This window comes from Rhodanobacter sp. DHB23 (assembly GCF_014842975.1).
In the GTDB taxonomy this organism is placed as follows: domain Bacteria; phylum Pseudomonadota; class Gammaproteobacteria; order Xanthomonadales; family Rhodanobacteraceae; genus Rhodanobacter_A.
The window spans coordinates 1-15,862 of record NZ_JACYXK010000022.1 but is presented as its reverse complement, the minus strand read 5'-3'; the positions used below and the strand labels follow the sequence as shown (position 1 = coordinate 15,862).

Here is a 15,862-nt window from a genome sequence, read left to right as displayed (position 1 = left end):
CCTGGCCGCGGCATGCACCGCACTACAATCCGGCGCATGACCGACCACGACGCTTCCGACCTGATCCGCTTCATCCGCGACAAGATCCCGCTGGCACGGGCGATGGAGCTCGAACTGCTGGCCCACGACGAGGACCGGCTGGCCCTGCGCGCGCCGCTGGCGCCAAACGTCAACGACAAGGGCTGCGCCTTCGGCGGCAGCCTGGTGAGCCTGATGACGCTGACCGGCTGGGGCCTGGCGGAACTCGCGCTGCGCGCGCGCGGCCACCACTGCGACGTCTTCGTGGGCGAGTCCACCGTGCGCTACCTGCAACCGGTGTGGGCGGACTTCCACGCCGAGGCGCGGCTCGCCGCGGGCGCGGACTGGGCCAGCTTCTTCGACACCCTGCAAGCCCGCGGCAAGGCGCGCATCGAGGTGGCATGCAGCGTGCCCGGCGCGGACGGCAAGCCCGCCGCCACGCTGTCCGCGCGCTTCGTGGCCAAGGAACCCGGGCGATAGCAGCCCCGGACTCCGGATACCGCGATTGAAGCGGCGCTCCCGCCACCGCAGAATGCACGGGTCTCCGGGGAGAACGTCCATGCGCCGCATCCTGCCTACACTCGCCATCGCCGTCGTGCTGCTCGCCGGCTGCACGCAGAACGTCCGCAACGACAGCCTGGTCACCACGCTCAACGGCTACGCCGGCGCGGTGCGCTGGAGCGGCCTGCAGAGCGCGCTGCAGTTCGTCGACCCCGACGTGCTCAAGGCGCACCCGCCCACCGACTTCGACCTGCAGCGCTACCAGCAGGTGCGCGTGAGCGACTACGACGACGGCTCCGGCCCGGTGGCGCTGAACGACCACGAGGTGAAGCAGACGGTGCGCATCAGCTTCATCAACAACCACACCCAGGCCGAGCGCAGCATCGTCGTGCACCAGCTCTGGCGCTACGACGAGAAGGCCAAGCACTGGTGGCTGGAGAGCGGGCCGCCGGACCTGGACCAGGACTGAGCCTGCCGGGGCGGGACAGGCGCCCGGATCGCCTATAATCGCCGGTTTGAACGCAACGGCGCGGCTGTCGCGCCCGTGGAACCGACATGCAAGATTTCCTGCACAAGCTGCCCCAGTTCATCGGCAACCACGTGGCGCTGGCCGCGCTGTTCGCGGTCCTGCTGGCCGCCCTGATCGTGGTGCAGCTCGGCGAGCTGTTCAGCAAGACCAAGGTGCTGACGCCGGCCGGCCTCACCCAGATCATCAACCGCGACAACCCGCTGCTGATCGACCTCTCGGCCATCACCGACTTCGAGAAGATGCATGTGCCCGGCGCGCGCCACGTGTCGATGAGCCAGTTCGACCCCGAGAACAAGGACCTGGCCAAGGCCAGGGAACTGCCGGTGGTGGTGATGGACAAGGACGGCAACGGCAACTCGGCCAAGGCCGCGCAGCGGCTGGTCAAGGCCGGCTTCCAGAAGGTCTATACCCTGGGCGGCGGCGTGCTGTCCTGGCAGCAGGCGCAACTGCCGGTGGCCAAGGGCAACAAATGAGGAATGCGGTAGGAGCGCACCCTGTGCGCGATGGCTTTGGCTCTGATCGGGCATCAGAGCCATCGCGCACAGGGTGCTCCTACGGGTGGAAACCCGCCCGCGCGGCGATGATCTGCGCCAGCACGTCCGGCGCGTACTCGAACGAGTCGTAGTACAGCCGCTCTTCCGGCAGGCCCGCCGCCACGAAGCGATGGCGCGCCACGTCGATCATTGCGGGCGGCCCGCTCATGTAGACATCGTGCGCCGAGAGGTCGGCATGGTCGGCCAGCACCGCCTCGTGCGCCAGCCCCACGCGCAGGCCCGACGCCAGCCCTTCCTCCGACAGCACCGCGTGGAAGCGCAACTGCCGCGCGCGCCGCTGCCATTGCTCGATCTGCGGCAGCAGGTACAGGTCCGCCGCGCGGCGCACGCCCCAGTACACGTCCATCGCGCGGCGCGTGCCGAGCTCGATGAAGTGCTCGACGATGGCCTTCACCGGCGCGATGCCGGTGCCGCCGGCCACGAAGACCATCGGCCGCTCCGAATCCTCGCGCGCCACGAAGGTGCCCAGCGGCGCCTCGATGCGCAGCGCGTCACCCACGGCCAGCGCACCGGCCACCTGCGAGGTGAAGCCACCGCCCGCGACATGGCGCACGTGCAGCTCGATGCTGCCGTCCGCCTGCGGCCCGCCGGCGATGGAAAACGAGCGGCGCCGGCCATCCTCCAGCAGCACGTCGAGGTATTGCCCCGGCAGCCACTGCAGGCGCGGCTCGCCGTCCGCGGGTTGCAGGTAGAGGCCGGTGACGTCGGGCGCCAGCAGCCGCTTGCTGGCCACCTGCACGGTGAGCCGGCGGCGCGCGACGTCCTCCACCGAGGCCACCTCGCGCGCCTCCAGCAGCAGGTCACTGGCCGGCACCGCCTGGCACAGCAGCACGGCGCGATGGGCGCGCTCGTCCGCATCCAGCGCCAGCGGCGGGTTGCGCGGGTACTCGCAGCGGCCGGCCAGCAGGGTGGCCTTGCAGCTGCCGCAGACGCCCGCGCGGCACGAATACGGCAAGGCGATGCCGGCGCGCTGCGCGGCCTCCAGCACGGTTTCGCCCGCGGCCACGTCGAAGCGACGGCCGCTGCTTTGCAGGGTGACGGTGAACACGCGCACATTGTCGCCGCGATGCTCCCCGGCCGACAATGCATGCCTGTCCACGAGGAATGACCATGGCCATCTGGCAGCAGGAAACCGACCTTTCGCGCATCAACGCATGGAGCGCCGACACGCTGATGCAGGTGCTGGGCATCCGCATCACCGACATCGGCGAGGACTGGCTGCGCGGCACCATGCCGGTGGACGCCCGCACCCACCAGCCCTACGGCCTGCTGCACGGCGGCGCCTCGGTGGCACTGGCCGAAACGCTGGGCAGCACCGCCGCCATGCTCACGCTGGACCCGGCGCAGTTCCGCGCGGTGGGGCTGGAGATCAACGCCAACCACGTGCGCGGCGTGCGCGAAGGCCTCGTCACCGGCACCGCGAAGGCCCTGCACCTCGGCCGCAGCACCCAGGTGTGGGAAATCCGCATCGAGGACGAACGCGGGAAGCTGGTGTGCATGTCGCGCATCACCATGGCGGTGGTGCCGGCCGGGGCAGTGGCATCGCGTTGAACACCGCCCCTTACGCCCGGCTCACGCCCGACCTCGTGCTGGACGCCGCCAGCGCCTGCGGCCTGTGGCCGGACGGCCGCCTGCTCGCGCTCAACAGCTACGAGAACCGCGTGTGGCAGGTGGGCATCGAGGATGCGCCGCCGGTGATCGCGAAGTTCTACCGCCCCGGCCGCTGGAGCGACGCGGCCATCCTCGAGGAGCACGCGTTTGCGCAGGAGCTGGCCGGCGACGAGGTGCCGATGGTGGCGCCGCTGCTGTTCGACGGCCGCAGCCTGCTGCACCACGGCGGCTTCCGTTACGCGCTGGCGCCGCGCCATGGCGGCCGCGCGCCGGCGCTGGAGTCGCGCGAGCAGCTGGAATGGCTGGGCCGCCTGCTCGCGCGCCTGCATGCAGTGGGCGCGCGCCGCCCGTTCGCGCATCGCGGCACGCTGGACCGCGCCGCGATGGTCGCGCAGCCGATGCAGGCCGTGCTGGCCTCGTCGCTGCTGCCCGTGCACCTGCAGGGCGCCTACCGCAACGCGGCGCAACGACTGGACGACGCCGTTGCCGCGCGCCTGGCCGCCGTCGGCCCGGTGCGCAGCCTGCGCCTGCACGGCGACTGCCACCCCGGCAACATCCTGTGGACCGACGCCGGTCCGCATTTCGTCGACCTCGACGACGCGCGCACGGGCCCCGCGGTGCAGGACCTGTGGATGCTCGCCAGCGACGACGCGGCGATGCACGCGCTGCTGGACGGCTACGCCCAGCTGCGCGACTTCGATCCTGCGGAGCTCGCGCTGGTGCCCGCGCTGCGCGCGATGCGCCAGCTGCACTACGCGGGATGGATCGCCCAGCGCTGGCACGACCCCGCCTTCCCGGCGGCGTTCCCGTTCGCGGCCGAGGCACGCTGGTGGGACGAGCACATCGCCGACCTGCACGAGCTTGCCGACGCGCTGGAATGACCGGCATCGCGCAAGACAGCGCGCGTTTCGCGCCGATGGCCTAAGCTCCCCCTTTTTTCGAGCGAGACAAACGCGTGCGCCCCATCCTGTTCCGCCTGATCGGCATCCTCGAAGTGGCCGGTGGTTGCTACGGCATGATCCTGATGCTGTACCGCCTGCTGCCATTCCGCGCCGGCGACAGCGTGGTCGCATTGATCGGGCTGGCGCTGTACGCCTTCGTGCTGGTAGCGGGCGTGTCGCTGCTGGAGAACAGCGAGCGCGGCGTGCGCTGGTCGGGCTGGGCGCAGCTGCTGCAGTTGCCGCTGGTCGCCACGCCGGTCTTCACCTATGCGCTGCATTGCGGCGGCTACGTCAACGTGTTCGCCACGCTGCACCTGCCCCCGCATCTTGGACTGGCTTCGCATTTCGCCAGCCAGGGCTTCGTGCTCGCCGTCGGCGGGCCCGCGGCCTCGCACATCGGCATCAACCTGCTCGCGCTGCTCTCGTGGCTGGTCTTGAAGCTGCGCTGACCACGTGCAGGAGCACACCCTGTGCGCGAATGCTCTGATACTTCGATCAGAGCCAGGAGCATTCGCGCACAGGGTGCGCTCCTGCGGAAGCCTCAGCCGAACACGATGCTGGCGATCGCACCGTTGGCGTCGCTGCGCGGGCGCATGGCCACCTGCCAGCCGTAGAGCTCGCACAGCCGGCGCACGATGGCGAGACCGAGGCCCGCGCCGCTGCCGCCCGCACCCTCGCCGCGCACGCCGCGCTGGAACAGCTTCTCGGCGTCCTCGGGCTTGATGCCGGGGCCGGTGTCGATCACCTCGATGCGGCCCGCGCCCACTTCGACGCGCACCGTGCCTTCCAGCGTGTACTTGATCGCGTTGCCGATCAGGTTGGTGAGCGCCACCGACAACACCGAGGCCGGCGCATTGACGCTGAGCGGCTCGCGCGCTGCCAGCTCGATCTCGATCGGCTTGCCGCGCACCTGCGGGCGCTGGCTCTCGATCACGTCGGCGGCGACCTTGGCCACCTCGGTGGTTTCGCCGCGCGTGGGGCCGCGGCGCTCGGCGCGCGACAGCAGCAGCAGCGCCTCGATCAGCTCGGTGGCCTGGCGCGAGGCGCGCTCGATGCGCTTCAGGCGTTCGGCCAGCTTGGGCGTGAGGTCGGGCGAACCCTGCAGCAGTTCGGTGGTGCTGGCGATCACCGCCAGCGGCGTGCGCAGCTCGTGGCTGACGTCGGAGTTGAACTCGCGGTCGCGCTCCACCATCGCGGTGAGGCGGGCCGAATAATCGTCCAGCGCCCGCGCCAACTCGCCCACCTCGTCGTCGGCGAAATGCTGCGACAGCGGCTCGGCCTTGCCGGCCTTGCGGAAATCGCGGATGCGCTGCGCGAGCTGGGTCACCGGCTTCAGCACCTTGCGCGATAGCCACAGGCCGATGGCCAGCGAGAGCAGGCTGAACATCACCACCACGGCGATCAGCGCGGTGATCAGCTGGCGTTTGCCAAGGTCCTCGCGGCTGATGTCGTAGCGGGTGAAGCCGATGATTCCGTCCTTGCGCCGCACCGCCAGCTTGTAGTGCCTGGCCCGGCCCTTGGTGTCGGTCTCATAGATGTCATGCACGCCGCTGCCGAGGTTCTGCCAGGCCAGGGGCATCTTGTAGAGCGTGCGATCGCTCTTCACCCACCCCTCGATCAACTCGGAATGGAAGTCCTGGTCGGGATGGTAGATCGCGTTGTCCACCGCCTGGTCCACGTCGTTCTGCAGACTGGCGTTGACCAGTTGGTCCTCCACCTTGGCACGCACGTACAACGAAGCCACGGCGAACAACGCGCTGAGGCCGAAGCCGAACAGCGCGAAGGAGAGGACGAGGCGGAAACGGAGCTTGCGGCGTGATTGCATCAGGCTGGGACTGCGTCAAGCCTGCACTGCATCCGGCTCGACCATGCGGTAGCCGATGCCGTGCCGCGTGTGGATCAGCGGCTTGTCGAAGGGCTTGTCGATCGCCGCGCGCAGGCCGTGGATGTGCACGCGCAGCGAATCGGAGTCGGGCAGCTCCTCGCCCCACACCTTCTGCTCCAGGTCCTGCCGCGTCACCACCGAGGGGCTGGCTTCCATCAGCGCCTGCAGCAGCTTGAGGCCGATCGGGTTGAGCTGGATCGCCTTGCCCGCGCGGCTCACGGTGAGCGTGTCGAGGTTGAAGGTAAGGTCGGCCACCTTGAGTACGCGGCTCTGCGGGCCCTTGCCGCGGCGCGCCAGCACTTCGAGGCGCGCGGAAAGCTCCTGCAGCGCGAACGGCTTGGTCATGTAGTCGTCGGCGCCGGACTCGAAGCCGGTGAGTTTCTGCTCCAGCGCATCGCGCGCGGTGAGCATCAGGATCGGCGTCTGCTTGTGCGCCTCGTGGCGCAGCTTCTTCGCCACCTCCAGGCCGTCGAGGCCAGGCAGCGTGAGGTCCAGCACGATCACGTCGAAATCGTGCACCACCGCCAGGTGCAGGCCGGTGACGCCGTCGCCGGCGAAGTCCACCACGTGGCCGCGGTCTTCCAGATAATCGCCGATGTTGGTCGCGATATCGCTGTTGTCTTCGATCACCAGTACGCGCATGCGTCACTCCGCCATGCCGCCGGCGTGGCCGGCCCGAGCGGCAAGCTTAACATTCGCGCCGAACGAAACCCGTGGGAAACCCGCCACAGCCTGAATGTCACGGCTTTCCCTTGTTCCGGATGACTCGCTGCACGCGCCCCTGCGGGCGTTCCGCGCGCCATGCGTTTGTCCGGCCTTCGCCGGAATGATGAATAAAATCAGGGCTTCCTTGAACCCCATAAAAAAACGGATGTGGCGCCTGGCGCCACATCCGGATTCAGGGCTCGTCCCGTATTACCGCCATGCACCGCTGCAGACCTTGCGGCACGCATCGGGCAGCGACAGCACCGTCGTTATAGAGGTCCGGGGGTTAGGACCCGGTTAACCACGCATGCGGCGTTCATGCCGCGTTCGCCCTGCCGTCGCACGCTTCGCGCTGCCCACCTGCGCCTCGAGCAGCTCGACGATCGCGCCGGCCACGTCCACGCCGGTGGCGGCCTCGATGCCTTCCAGCCCGGGCGAGGCGTTCACCTCCAGCACCAGCGGACCGCGGTCGGAGCGCAGCAGGTCGACGCCGGCGACGCCCAGCCCCAGCGCATCGGCGGCCTGCACGGCGATGCGTTGCTCCGCTGCGCTCAGCTTCACCGCCACCGCGCTGCCGCCGCGATGCAGGTTGGCGCGGAAGTCACCCGCGTTGGCCTCGCGCTGCATCGCCGCCACCACCTTGCCGCCGACCACGAAGCAGCGCAGGTCGCAGCCCTTCGCCTCGGCGATGAACTCCTGCACCAGGAAGTTCGCGTACAGGCCGCGGAAGGCCTCGATCACGCTGCGCGAGGCGCTGCGCTTTTCCGCCAGCACCACGCCGGTGCCCTGGCTGCCCTCGTTGAGCTTGATGACGTGCGGTGGCTCGCCCAGCATCGCGAGCAGGTCCTCGGTGTCGTCGGGGTTGTCGCCGAACACGGTGACCGGCATGGCGATGCCCTGCGCCGCGAGGATCTGCAGGCTGCGCAGCTTGTCGCGCGCGCGCAGCACGGCGTCGGAGCCGTTGGGCGTGTACACGCCCATCATCTCCAACTGGCGCAGCACCGCGGTGCCGTAGAACGTGCTTTGCGTGCCTATGCGCGGGATCGCCGCGTCGAGCTCGCGCACCGGCTTGCCCTTGTAGCGGATCGCCACGTCGCCGGGCGCGATGCGCACGTAGCAGCGCAGCGGATCGAGCACGCGCACCACGTGGCCGCGCGCGCGCGCCGCCTCCACCAGCCGCTGGGTCGAGTACAGGCGCGCGTTGCGCGAGAGGATGGCGATCTTCATGGGCGGTCCGTGGCCGCTGGCGGCCATCTTGGCTGGGTGTAGGCGTTCGCGGGATCGACCACGAAGCGCCCGTGCAGGGCGCTGCGGCCGAGCAGCATGGGAAACAGCATGTGCCGCCGATCGGTCAGGTTGATGTCGGCCTCGAAGCGGCGCCCCGCCAGCAGGATCTCGCTGCGGATGAACCAGCGCTCGGTGCGGTGGCCGCCGGTGTCGGTCACCATGCGCCGGTCCAGCGCCTGCGCCTCGCAGCTCACCGCGGGCGACGCCTGCCGGCCGGCACGCACGGTGAAACGCAGCCACACCGCGCCATCGCGCAGGAAGCTGTCCAGCGTCTCCACGTGCAATGCGCTGCTGCGCGCGCCGGTATCGAGCTTGGCCTTGAGCTGGGCGATGCCCAGTTGCGGCAACGCCAGTCGTTCACGCCAGCCCAGCACGATCGGACTCGAGGTAGCCGGATCGGTCATCGGTGTGGTCGCGCTCGCTGGGGTGGCGATGGGTCGGACCGATGCCGCGCCTGGATGGCTGGAGCGGGTGAAGGGAATCGAACCCTCGTCAGTAGCTTGGGAAGCTACAGCTCTACCATTGAGCTACACCCGCGCATCGGTCCGCGGATGGTAACCCGGGAAACGCCGCGGTGGGAATCGCCGAGCCGCGGCCCGCGCATGAACCGTCGCCCGACGATCGGTATCCGTCCGCTGAATCGCCACCGTTGCAGTCGCGGAAACTAAGCCGGCCCTAATCCCTGCCGTAGGCATAATCGCGCCACCGATGCACGCCGCGCGGCGTGCCTGGCATCCGTGCCATGCTGGTCCGCGCTACACAGGAAACAGGAGAATCCAATGCGTGTGCTTGCCCCTCTGCTTGCTTCATGGCGCCCCGGCTGGCGGCCGCTGGCCGTACTGCTCCTGTGCGCCGCGGCCACGCTGGCCCAGGCGCAATCCGCCGACGATGGCGACGGCACCGCGCCGCCGGACCGCGTGGCGCGCCTGTCCTACAGCGCCGGCGACCTCGGCTTCCTGCCGGCGGGCAGCCAGGACTGGGCCGCCGCCGACCTCAACCGGCCGCTGGCCACCGGCGACCGCCTCGCCACCGGCGACGGCGCGCGCGCGGAACTGGAACTGGGCGGCGCCAGCCTGCGCATGGACGGCGGCACCGACTTCGGCATGCTCAACCTCAACGACAACCTCGCGCAGGTGGAGCTCACCCAGGGCACGTTGAACCTCAGCGTGCGCAACCTCGACCAGGGCCAGAGCTACGAGATCGACACGCCCACGCTGGCGCTGGTGGTGAACCAGCCCGGCACCTACCGCATCGACGTGGACAACGGCGGCAACGGCACGCGTGTCGTCGTGTTCGACGGCCAGGCCACGGTGTACGGCGAGAACAACGCGCAGCGCGACGTGTTCGCGGGCCGCAGCTACCAGTTCGACGACCCCACGCTGGCGACGCTCTCGATCGGCGACTACGGCGGCGGCGACGACTTCGACGCCTGGTGCAGCCAGCGCGACCAGCGCTATGCGCAGTCCGACGCCACGCGCTACGTGTCCGCCGACGTGGTGGGCTACCAGGATTTGGACCAGTACGGCAACTGGCAGGACTCGCCCGATTACGGCGCGGTCTGGTACCCCAGCCAGGTGCCCGCGGGCTGGGCGCCGTACCGCAACGGCCACTGGACCTGGATCGCGCCGTGGGGCTGGACCTGGGTGGACGATTCGCCGTGGGGCTTCGCGCCGTACCACTACGGGCGCTGGGCCTATATCCGCGGCGCCTGGGGCTGGATCCCCGGCCCCCGGGCGACCCGCCCGGTGTACGCGCCTGCGCTGGTGGCCTTCGTGGGCGGTGGCGGCTGGAGCGTGTCCGCCGGCATCGGCGGCGGCGCGCCGGTGGGCTGGTTCCCGCTGGGCCCGGGCGAGGTCTACAACCCCTGGTACCGCTGCGACCGCGCGTACTACCAGCGCGTCAACACCGCCAACATCTACGTGCACAACGGCATGTACCGCAACACGGTGATCGGCAACATCGACAACCAGTACAACGCCTACCGCGCAGGCCGCGCGCCGCAGGGCATCAACTACGCGAACCGCGGCGCGCCGCGTGGCTTCACCGCGATGCCCGGCGCGGCCTTCGCGGGCGGCCAGCGCGTGCAGCGCGACATGCTGCGCGTCGATCCACGCCAGCTCGCCGCCGCACCGGTGATGGCCGCCGGCGTGACCGCGTTGCGCCCGACCCCGCGCGGCGTGGCGCAACCGCTCAACCCGCGGATGCGCCCGCTGCCCACCGCCGACTTCCGCCGCAACGTGGTGGCGCGCACGCCGCCGCCGGCCTCGCTGCCGTCGGCACGGGCGAACCCGGCGCCCGCGTTCGGCAACGTGCGCGTGCTGGGCACGCAAGCCGGTGCAAACCGCGCGTCCATGCAGCCACGCCCAGTGCCCGGCCCGAACGCCAACCTGCCGAACGCACGCGGCATGGAACCTGCGGCGCCGCCGGCCAATGCCCTGCCCTCGTCCCGCTTCGTGCGTCCGGACACGAACGCGGGCGGGCGCAGCCTGCCCAGCGTCGAGCCGATCCGCCGCGCCTCGCCCGCCGAGACCCAGCCGCGCCCGGGCGTGAGCTACATCTCCGGCCCGGAACAGGCGCCGCGCCCGCAGCCCGACTATCGCGACCAGCGACCGGCCAACACCCTGCCGCAGCCACCGCGGCTCGAACCCGCGCCGCAACGCTACGTGCCCGCCGGGAACAACAACGCGCCGGCCAGCATGCAGTCGCGCCAACCGGCCTACCAGCCGCAGAACCAGGCCCCGCAGCGTTTCGAACAGCCGCGGCCGGCCTACCAGCCGCCAAGCGAACTCGTCCGGCCGTACCAGCCGCAGCAACAGCAGCGCTATGAAGCCCCGCGTCCCGCCGCGCAGCCGCAGCATTCGCAAAAGCACGTCGAGTCGTCGGACAAGGCGCCGCCGCGCAACTACGAGCAACAGCACTGAGGCTCGAAGGCTCCCGCCCTGCATGCAGGGCGGGAGCAGGTCGCCGCCAGCGGCTACAATGGCCGCATGCAGATCACGCTCAACGGCCAACCGCGCGATTGCGCCCCTTCCACCACCGTCGCCCAGTTGCTGGAGGCCGCCGGCTACGGCGGCCGGCGCGTGGCGGTGGAGCTGAACCGCGAAATCGTGCCGCGCAGCCAGCACGCCAGCCATGCGCTCGCCGAAGGCGACCAGGTCGAGATCGTCCACGCCATTGGCGGCGGGTGATCGCGCGCGTCCGTTTCCCGCATCCCCGCGACGTACCCGCCTGGCGTCGCCCCTGCAAGGCATCCCCATGAACCTCAAGACCCTAGACGTCACCGATCCGCTGGTCATCGCCGGCACCAGCTACGCTTCGCGCCTGCTCACCGGCACCGGCAAGTACAGGGATTTCGACGAGACACGCGCGGCCTCGCAGGCCGCCGGCGCGGAAATCGTCACGGTGGCGATCCGCCGCGTGAACATCGGCCAGGACGCCAACGCGCCCAGCCTGCTCGACGCGCTGCCGCCCGACGAATTCACCCTGCTGCCGAACACCGCCGGCTGCTACAACGCGGTGGACGCGGTGCGCACCTGCAAGCTGGCGCGCGAGCTGCTGGACGGCCACAAGCTGGTGAAGCTGGAAGTGCTGGGCGACCAGAAGACCCTGTTCCCCGACGTGGTGGAAACGCTGAAGGCCGCCGAGATCCTCGTCGCCGACGGTTTCGACGTGATGGTCTACACCAGCGACGACCCGATCCTGGCGAAGAAGCTGGAGGAGATCGGTTGCGTGGCGGTGATGCCGCTGGCCGCGCCGATCGGCTCGGGCCTGGGCATCCAGAACCGCTACAACCTGCTGGAAATCGTCGAGAACGCCAAGGTGCCGATCATCGTCGATGCCGGCGTGGGCACCGCCTCCGACGCAGCCGTGGCGATGGAACTGGGCTGCGACGGCGTGTTGATGAACACCGCCATCGCCGGCGCGAAGGACCCGGTGCTGATGGCGCATGCGATGAAGCTGGCGATCCAGGCCGGCCGCGCTGCATTCAAGGCCGGCCGCATCCCGCGCAAGCGCTACGCCTCGGCCTCCAGCCCGATCGACGGCACCATAGCCTGATCCGCAACAAGACTCCCCTCTCCCTCCGGACGCGGAGAAGGGCCATGGATGGCCCTGCTTTGAGGAGCGAGGAAGAGGGGGCTGGGGGAGAGGGTTCGGCCGGAGCGCGCTGCTGAAGTCTTGCGCAAGTCACCAACGATTCGCTCCGCCCGAACCCTCTCCCGCCCTTCGGGCACCCTCTCCCGGAGGGAGAGGGATTCACTCGACAGTGTTACGCCAGCCATGACCAACGCCACGCCCCCCGACCACCTCCGCCGCATCCGCAGCTTCGTGCTGCGCGAAGGCCGCATGACGCCGGCGCAGCAGCGCGCCTTCGACGAACACTGGGCTCGCTTCGGCATCGACTACGGTGGCAACGCGCAGGACTACGCCACGCGCTTCGCCCGCAAGGCACCGCTGGTGATGGAGATCGGCTTCGGCAACGGCGAGGCCCTGGCGTGGGCCAGCGAGCACGACCCCGCGCGCGACTATCTCGGCATCGAGGTCCACGGCCCCGGCGTGGGCCGGCTGATGAACGCGCTGGCCGCACGCGATGCGCGCAACGTGCGCCTGTACAAGCACGACGCGGTGGAGGTGCTGGAGAACGAGATCCCCCCCGGCACCTTGGCCGAGGCGCGCATCTGGTTCCCCGACCCCTGGCACAAGAAGCGCCACAACAAGCGCCGCATCATCCAGCCCGGCTTCGTCGCCCTGCTCGCCTCGCGCATGGCGCCCGACGGCCTGCTGCACCTGGCCACCGACTGGCAGCCCTACGCCGAGCACATGCTCGAGGTGATGGAGGCCTCGCCCGACTGGCGCAATGCCATCGCGCCCGGGCAATACGCCGAGAAGCCGGCATGGCGCATCGAGACCCACTTCGAGCGGCGCGGCCTGAAACTGGGGCACGGCGTGTGGGACCTGCTCTACCGCCGCAACGCGAGCCACCCATAGGAGCGCACCCTGTGCGCGATGGCTTTCGGCTCTGACCGCACATCCAGAGCCATCGCGCACAAGGCGCTCCTACAAAAAACGCGCCGCGCATGGGCCGCAATTCACCAGCCCTTGCACCTCGCCACCTATACTTGCCCGACCCAGCCAGGGACGAGCGCCGCAGCGTGAATTCGCCACTGCCACCCCACGATTCGACGCCCCGCCGGGGAGCGTGCTGATGCCGCTCGCGCTCACCCCCGAAATGATCCTGGTGCTCGGGCTGGTGGGCTTCACCATGCTGATGCTGGTGCTGGAATGGATCCGGGCCGACATGGTGGCCCTGCTGGTGGTGGTGGTGATCGGCCTCACCGGCGTGATCCCTTCCGACCGCGTGTTCAACGGCTTCGCCGGCAACGCGGTGATCGCGATCATCGCGATCATGATCATGGGCGAAGGGCTGGACCGCGCCGGCGTGCTCAACCTCACCGCGCACATGGTGATGAAGCTGGCCAAGGGCATGGAGTCGCGCCTCGGCCTGGTCATCAACATCATGGCCAGCCTGTTCAGCGCGGTGATCCCCAGCCAGGCGCTGGCCGCGCTGATGATCCCGGTATCCAGCCGCCTGTCCGCGCGCACCGGCGTACCGCTGTCGAAGCTGCTGCTGCCGATGGCGTTCTGCATCCTCACCGCCACCAACACCACGCTGATCGCCAACTCGCCGCTGATCGTGCTGAACGACCTGATCGCCAGCGCGAACGCGAACCTGCTGCCCGGCGCGCACACCATTCCCAAGTTCGGCCTGTTCAGCGTGACCCCGGCCGGCCTCGCGCTGGCGGCGGTGGGCATCGGCTACTTCTACTTCTTCGGCCGCAAGCTGCTGCCCGGCCACGAGGACGAACGCCTCAAGGTGACCCCCGGCCGCACCGAGAGCTACTTCGCCGACACCTACGGCATCGCCGGCGAAACCGCCGAGCTCACCGTCACCGCCGAAAGCCCGCTGGTGGGCATGAGTATCGGCGAGGCCGAACAGCTGCACGACGCGCCATTGATCCTCGCCATCAAGAGCGGCAACGAATCGCGCATGGCCCCTCCGGCCGACCTGGTGATCTGGGTGGGCTCGGTGCTGGGCGTGCTGGGCCCGCGCGAACAGCTCAACCGCTTCGCCAACAACCAGCTGTGCAAGCTGTCCACGCGCATGCGCCAGCTGGGCGAGCTGTTCAACCCGACGCGCGCGGGCATTTCCGAGGTGGTGATCCCGCCGGTGTCGCGCTTCATCAAGCAGACCGTGGGCGACCTGCGCCTGCGCAAGCGCTTCGGCATCTCGGTGCTGGCGGTGAACCGCGGCGACCAGGTGCTGAGCGACGACGTGCGCGCGGTGACCCTGCGCGCGGGCGACACCGTGGTGGTGCACAGCACCTGGCGCGACCTCTCGCTGGCGGCGGAAGACCGCGACCTGGTGGTGGTCACCGACATCCCGAAGGAAGAACAGCGCCCCGGCAAGATCTGGCAGGCGGTGGGCTTCTTCGTGCTCGCCAAGTGCCTCGCCCTGTTCACCAACCTCGACCTCTCGGTGGCGATGATGTGCGGCGCCATCGGCATGCTGCTGTCGGGCGTGCTGAACATGGACGAGGCGTACAAGGCGATCAACTGGAAGACGATCTTCGTCACCGCCTGCCTGATCCCGCTGGGCTGGTCGATGGACGCCACCGGCACCGCCGCGTGGCTGGCGCAGTACGTGCTGCACTACCTCGGCCATGCCTCGCCATGGGTGCTGCAGCTCACCCTCGCCGTGCTGACCCTGCTGTTCTCGCAGGTGATGTCCAACGTGGGCGCCACGGTGATGATGGTGCCCATCGCGATCTCGGTGGCGGTGGCCACCGGCGGCAACCCGTCGGCCTACGCGCTGATCGTGGCCGTGTCCTCGTCCAACACCTTCCTGCTCAGCTCCGGCCACCCTGCGCTGATGATGGTCACCGGCCCCGGCGGCTACCGTGGCAAGGACTTCCTGCGCGTGGGCGCGCCGCTGACACTGGTGATGCTGATCGTCACCCTGGTGTCGATCAACCTGTTGTTCCGCTGAACGCCATCCAGCAACAATGGTCTGGCATGAGGGCAGGCAACCGCACTGCGGCTCAGGCTGCGCACGCGATTCTTCAAGGCTCTGCTGTTTTGGATAGGTACAGGGAAATGAGCAGAATCCGACACAAATCAGTAGTTAAATCAAGAAAAACTGTCCTGCCGCACTCGCCCTGAATGTCCATCTCCACCGCTGGTGACGGATGCACGGTTCATGTGACAATGCTAAGGGTTCAGGGGACCAATTCGCGCCAATTACTTAAGGGGCGAGCGCGCACGGGTCACAAGGAGTCACGCACCATGTTGGACACCGGAATGCTTGTCGCTTCTCTGGCGGCGACCGTTGCTTCGCTCGTAGCTATCCTCGTGTTGCGTAGATACGCGGAGCCGCTGGGGCTGCTCGACCACCCTGGCCACCGTAAGTTGCATGCAGGCGCCGTACCGTTGGTCGGCGGCCTAGCTATCTTCGCAGGCGTCTTGGCGGGTGCACTTGTCGCCCACCAACTCCACTTCTTCACAAAGGTTTTGCTTGCCACGTCTGCCATACTGGTTCTGGTCGGGGCACTCGACGATAGGCATGATCTCAGTGTTCGCGCGCGCCTAGTGGCACAAACCACGGCCATCCTCATCATGATCGGCGCCACGGGTGTCTATATCCATAGCCTAGGGCGACTGTTCAACCATGATTTGGCCTTGGGCTGGCTTGGCATTCCTCTTACCGTGGTCGCCGTAATCGGCTTGGTTAATGCCTTCAATATGATGGACGGTATTGATGGCCTCGCTGGCGGCC

The 15,862-nt window shown here is 69.1% G+C and carries 17 protein-coding genes and 1 tRNA gene; 12 read left to right on the top strand and 6 right to left on the bottom strand.

The window, feature by feature from the left end; genetic code table 11:
* Positions 1-36: 36 nt before the first annotated feature.
* The 3 genes from IHE47_RS04840 (at position 37) to IHE47_RS04830 (ending at position 1,521) form a co-directional block, all read left to right on the top strand.
* Positions 37-498, top strand: a complete 462-nt coding sequence (locus tag IHE47_RS04840; protein WP_192104752.1) for a YiiD C-terminal domain-containing protein — start codon at positions 37-39, stop codon at positions 496-498.
* 79 nt (positions 499-577) lie between these two features.
* Positions 578-988 (top strand): hypothetical protein, encoded by a 411-nt coding sequence (locus IHE47_RS04835; protein ID WP_192104751.1) that lies wholly within the window; start codon positions 578-580, stop codon positions 986-988.
* 86 nt (positions 989-1,074) lie between these two features.
* Positions 1,075-1,521 (top strand): rhodanese-like domain-containing protein, encoded by a 447-nt coding sequence (locus tag IHE47_RS04830; RefSeq protein WP_192104750.1) that lies wholly within the window; start codon positions 1,075-1,077, stop codon positions 1,519-1,521.
* Positions 1,522-1,600: 79 nt separating this feature from the next.
* On the opposite strand, the gene IHE47_RS04825 is transcribed toward IHE47_RS04830, so the two are convergent.
* Complete coding sequence (locus IHE47_RS04825; protein WP_192104749.1) at positions 1,601-2,650, bottom strand: 2Fe-2S iron-sulfur cluster-binding protein; 1,050 nt, start codon at positions 2,648-2,650, stop codon at positions 1,601-1,603.
* 62 nt (positions 2,651-2,712) lie between these two features.
* Between IHE47_RS04825 and IHE47_RS04820 the strand changes: the two genes are divergently transcribed.
* From IHE47_RS04820 to IHE47_RS04810, 3 genes are all read left to right on the top strand, one after another.
* Entirely contained in the window at positions 2,713-3,153 is a 441-nt protein-coding gene (locus tag IHE47_RS04820) for a hotdog fold thioesterase (RefSeq protein WP_192104748.1), read from the top strand.
* The gene (locus tag IHE47_RS04815; RefSeq protein WP_192104747.1) at positions 3,150-4,094 is read left to right on the top strand and encodes a serine/threonine protein kinase; all 945 of its coding nucleotides are present in this window, start codon (positions 3,150-3,152) and stop codon (positions 4,092-4,094) included. Before IHE47_RS04820 ends, IHE47_RS04815 begins: the two co-directional genes overlap by 4 nt.
* Before the next feature lie 74 nt (positions 4,095-4,168).
* Entirely contained in the window at positions 4,169-4,603 is a 435-nt protein-coding gene (locus tag IHE47_RS04810; RefSeq protein ID WP_192104746.1) for a hypothetical protein, read from the top strand.
* Between the two features lie 92 nt (positions 4,604-4,695).
* Here the strand turns inward: IHE47_RS04810 and IHE47_RS04805 are convergent, their stop codons facing one another.
* The 5 genes from IHE47_RS04805 to IHE47_RS04785 all read right to left on the bottom strand — a co-directional run bounded on the left by IHE47_RS04805 (position 4,696) and on the right by IHE47_RS04785 (position 8,568).
* Positions 4,696-5,979, bottom strand: a complete 1,284-nt coding sequence (locus IHE47_RS04805) for a HAMP domain-containing sensor histidine kinase (RefSeq protein ID WP_192104745.1) — start codon at positions 5,977-5,979, stop codon at positions 4,696-4,698.
* 15 nt (positions 5,980-5,994) lie between these two features.
* The gene (locus IHE47_RS04800) at positions 5,995-6,681 is read right to left on the bottom strand and encodes a response regulator transcription factor (RefSeq protein WP_192104744.1); all 687 of its coding nucleotides are present in this window, start codon (positions 6,679-6,681) and stop codon (positions 5,995-5,997) included.
* A gap of 360 nt (positions 6,682-7,041) precedes the next feature.
* Complete coding sequence (rimK, locus tag IHE47_RS04795) at positions 7,042-7,971, bottom strand: 30S ribosomal protein S6--L-glutamate ligase (RefSeq protein WP_192104743.1); 930 nt, start codon at positions 7,969-7,971, stop codon at positions 7,042-7,044.
* Positions 7,968-8,435: a RimK/LysX family protein gene (locus IHE47_RS04790; protein WP_192104742.1), complete on the bottom strand. Its 468-nt coding sequence runs from the start codon at positions 8,433-8,435 to the stop codon at positions 7,968-7,970. The genes rimK and IHE47_RS04790 overlap by 4 nt, the downstream gene beginning before the upstream one ends.
* 59 nt (positions 8,436-8,494) lie before the next feature.
* Positions 8,495-8,568: transfer RNA gene (locus IHE47_RS04785), tRNA-Gly, on the bottom strand.
* Between the two features lie 242 nt (positions 8,569-8,810).
* On the opposite strand from IHE47_RS04785, the gene IHE47_RS04780 reads away from it, so the two are divergent.
* The 6 genes from IHE47_RS04780 to IHE47_RS04755 all read left to right on the top strand — a co-directional run.
* Positions 8,811-10,952 carry a FecR family protein gene (locus IHE47_RS04780; RefSeq protein WP_192104741.1) on the top strand — a complete coding sequence of 714 codons (2,142 nt, stop codon included), beginning with the start codon at positions 8,811-8,813 and terminating at the stop codon, positions 10,950-10,952.
* Between the two features lie 66 nt (positions 10,953-11,018).
* The gene (gene thiS / locus IHE47_RS04775) at positions 11,019-11,219 is read left to right on the top strand and encodes a sulfur carrier protein ThiS (RefSeq protein ID WP_192104740.1); all 201 of its coding nucleotides are present in this window, start codon (positions 11,019-11,021) and stop codon (positions 11,217-11,219) included.
* A 67-nt stretch (positions 11,220-11,286) separates the two neighbouring features.
* Positions 11,287-12,087: a thiazole synthase gene (locus tag IHE47_RS04770; protein ID WP_192104739.1), complete on the top strand. Its 801-nt coding sequence runs from the start codon at positions 11,287-11,289 to the stop codon at positions 12,085-12,087.
* Between the two features lie 222 nt (positions 12,088-12,309).
* On the top strand, positions 12,310-13,017 hold the full coding sequence (gene trmB, locus IHE47_RS04765; RefSeq protein ID WP_192104738.1) for a tRNA (guanosine(46)-N7)-methyltransferase TrmB: 708 nt from the start codon (positions 12,310-12,312) through the stop codon (positions 13,015-13,017).
* 217 nt (positions 13,018-13,234) lie between these two features.
* On the top strand, positions 13,235-15,076 hold the full coding sequence (locus IHE47_RS04760) for an SLC13 family permease (protein ID WP_192104737.1): 1,842 nt from the start codon (positions 13,235-13,237) through the stop codon (positions 15,074-15,076).
* A 296-nt stretch (positions 15,077-15,372) separates the two neighbouring features.
* The coding region (locus IHE47_RS04755) for an MraY family glycosyltransferase (RefSeq protein WP_304625557.1) at positions 15,373-15,862 on the top strand (490 nt) is incomplete at its 3' end.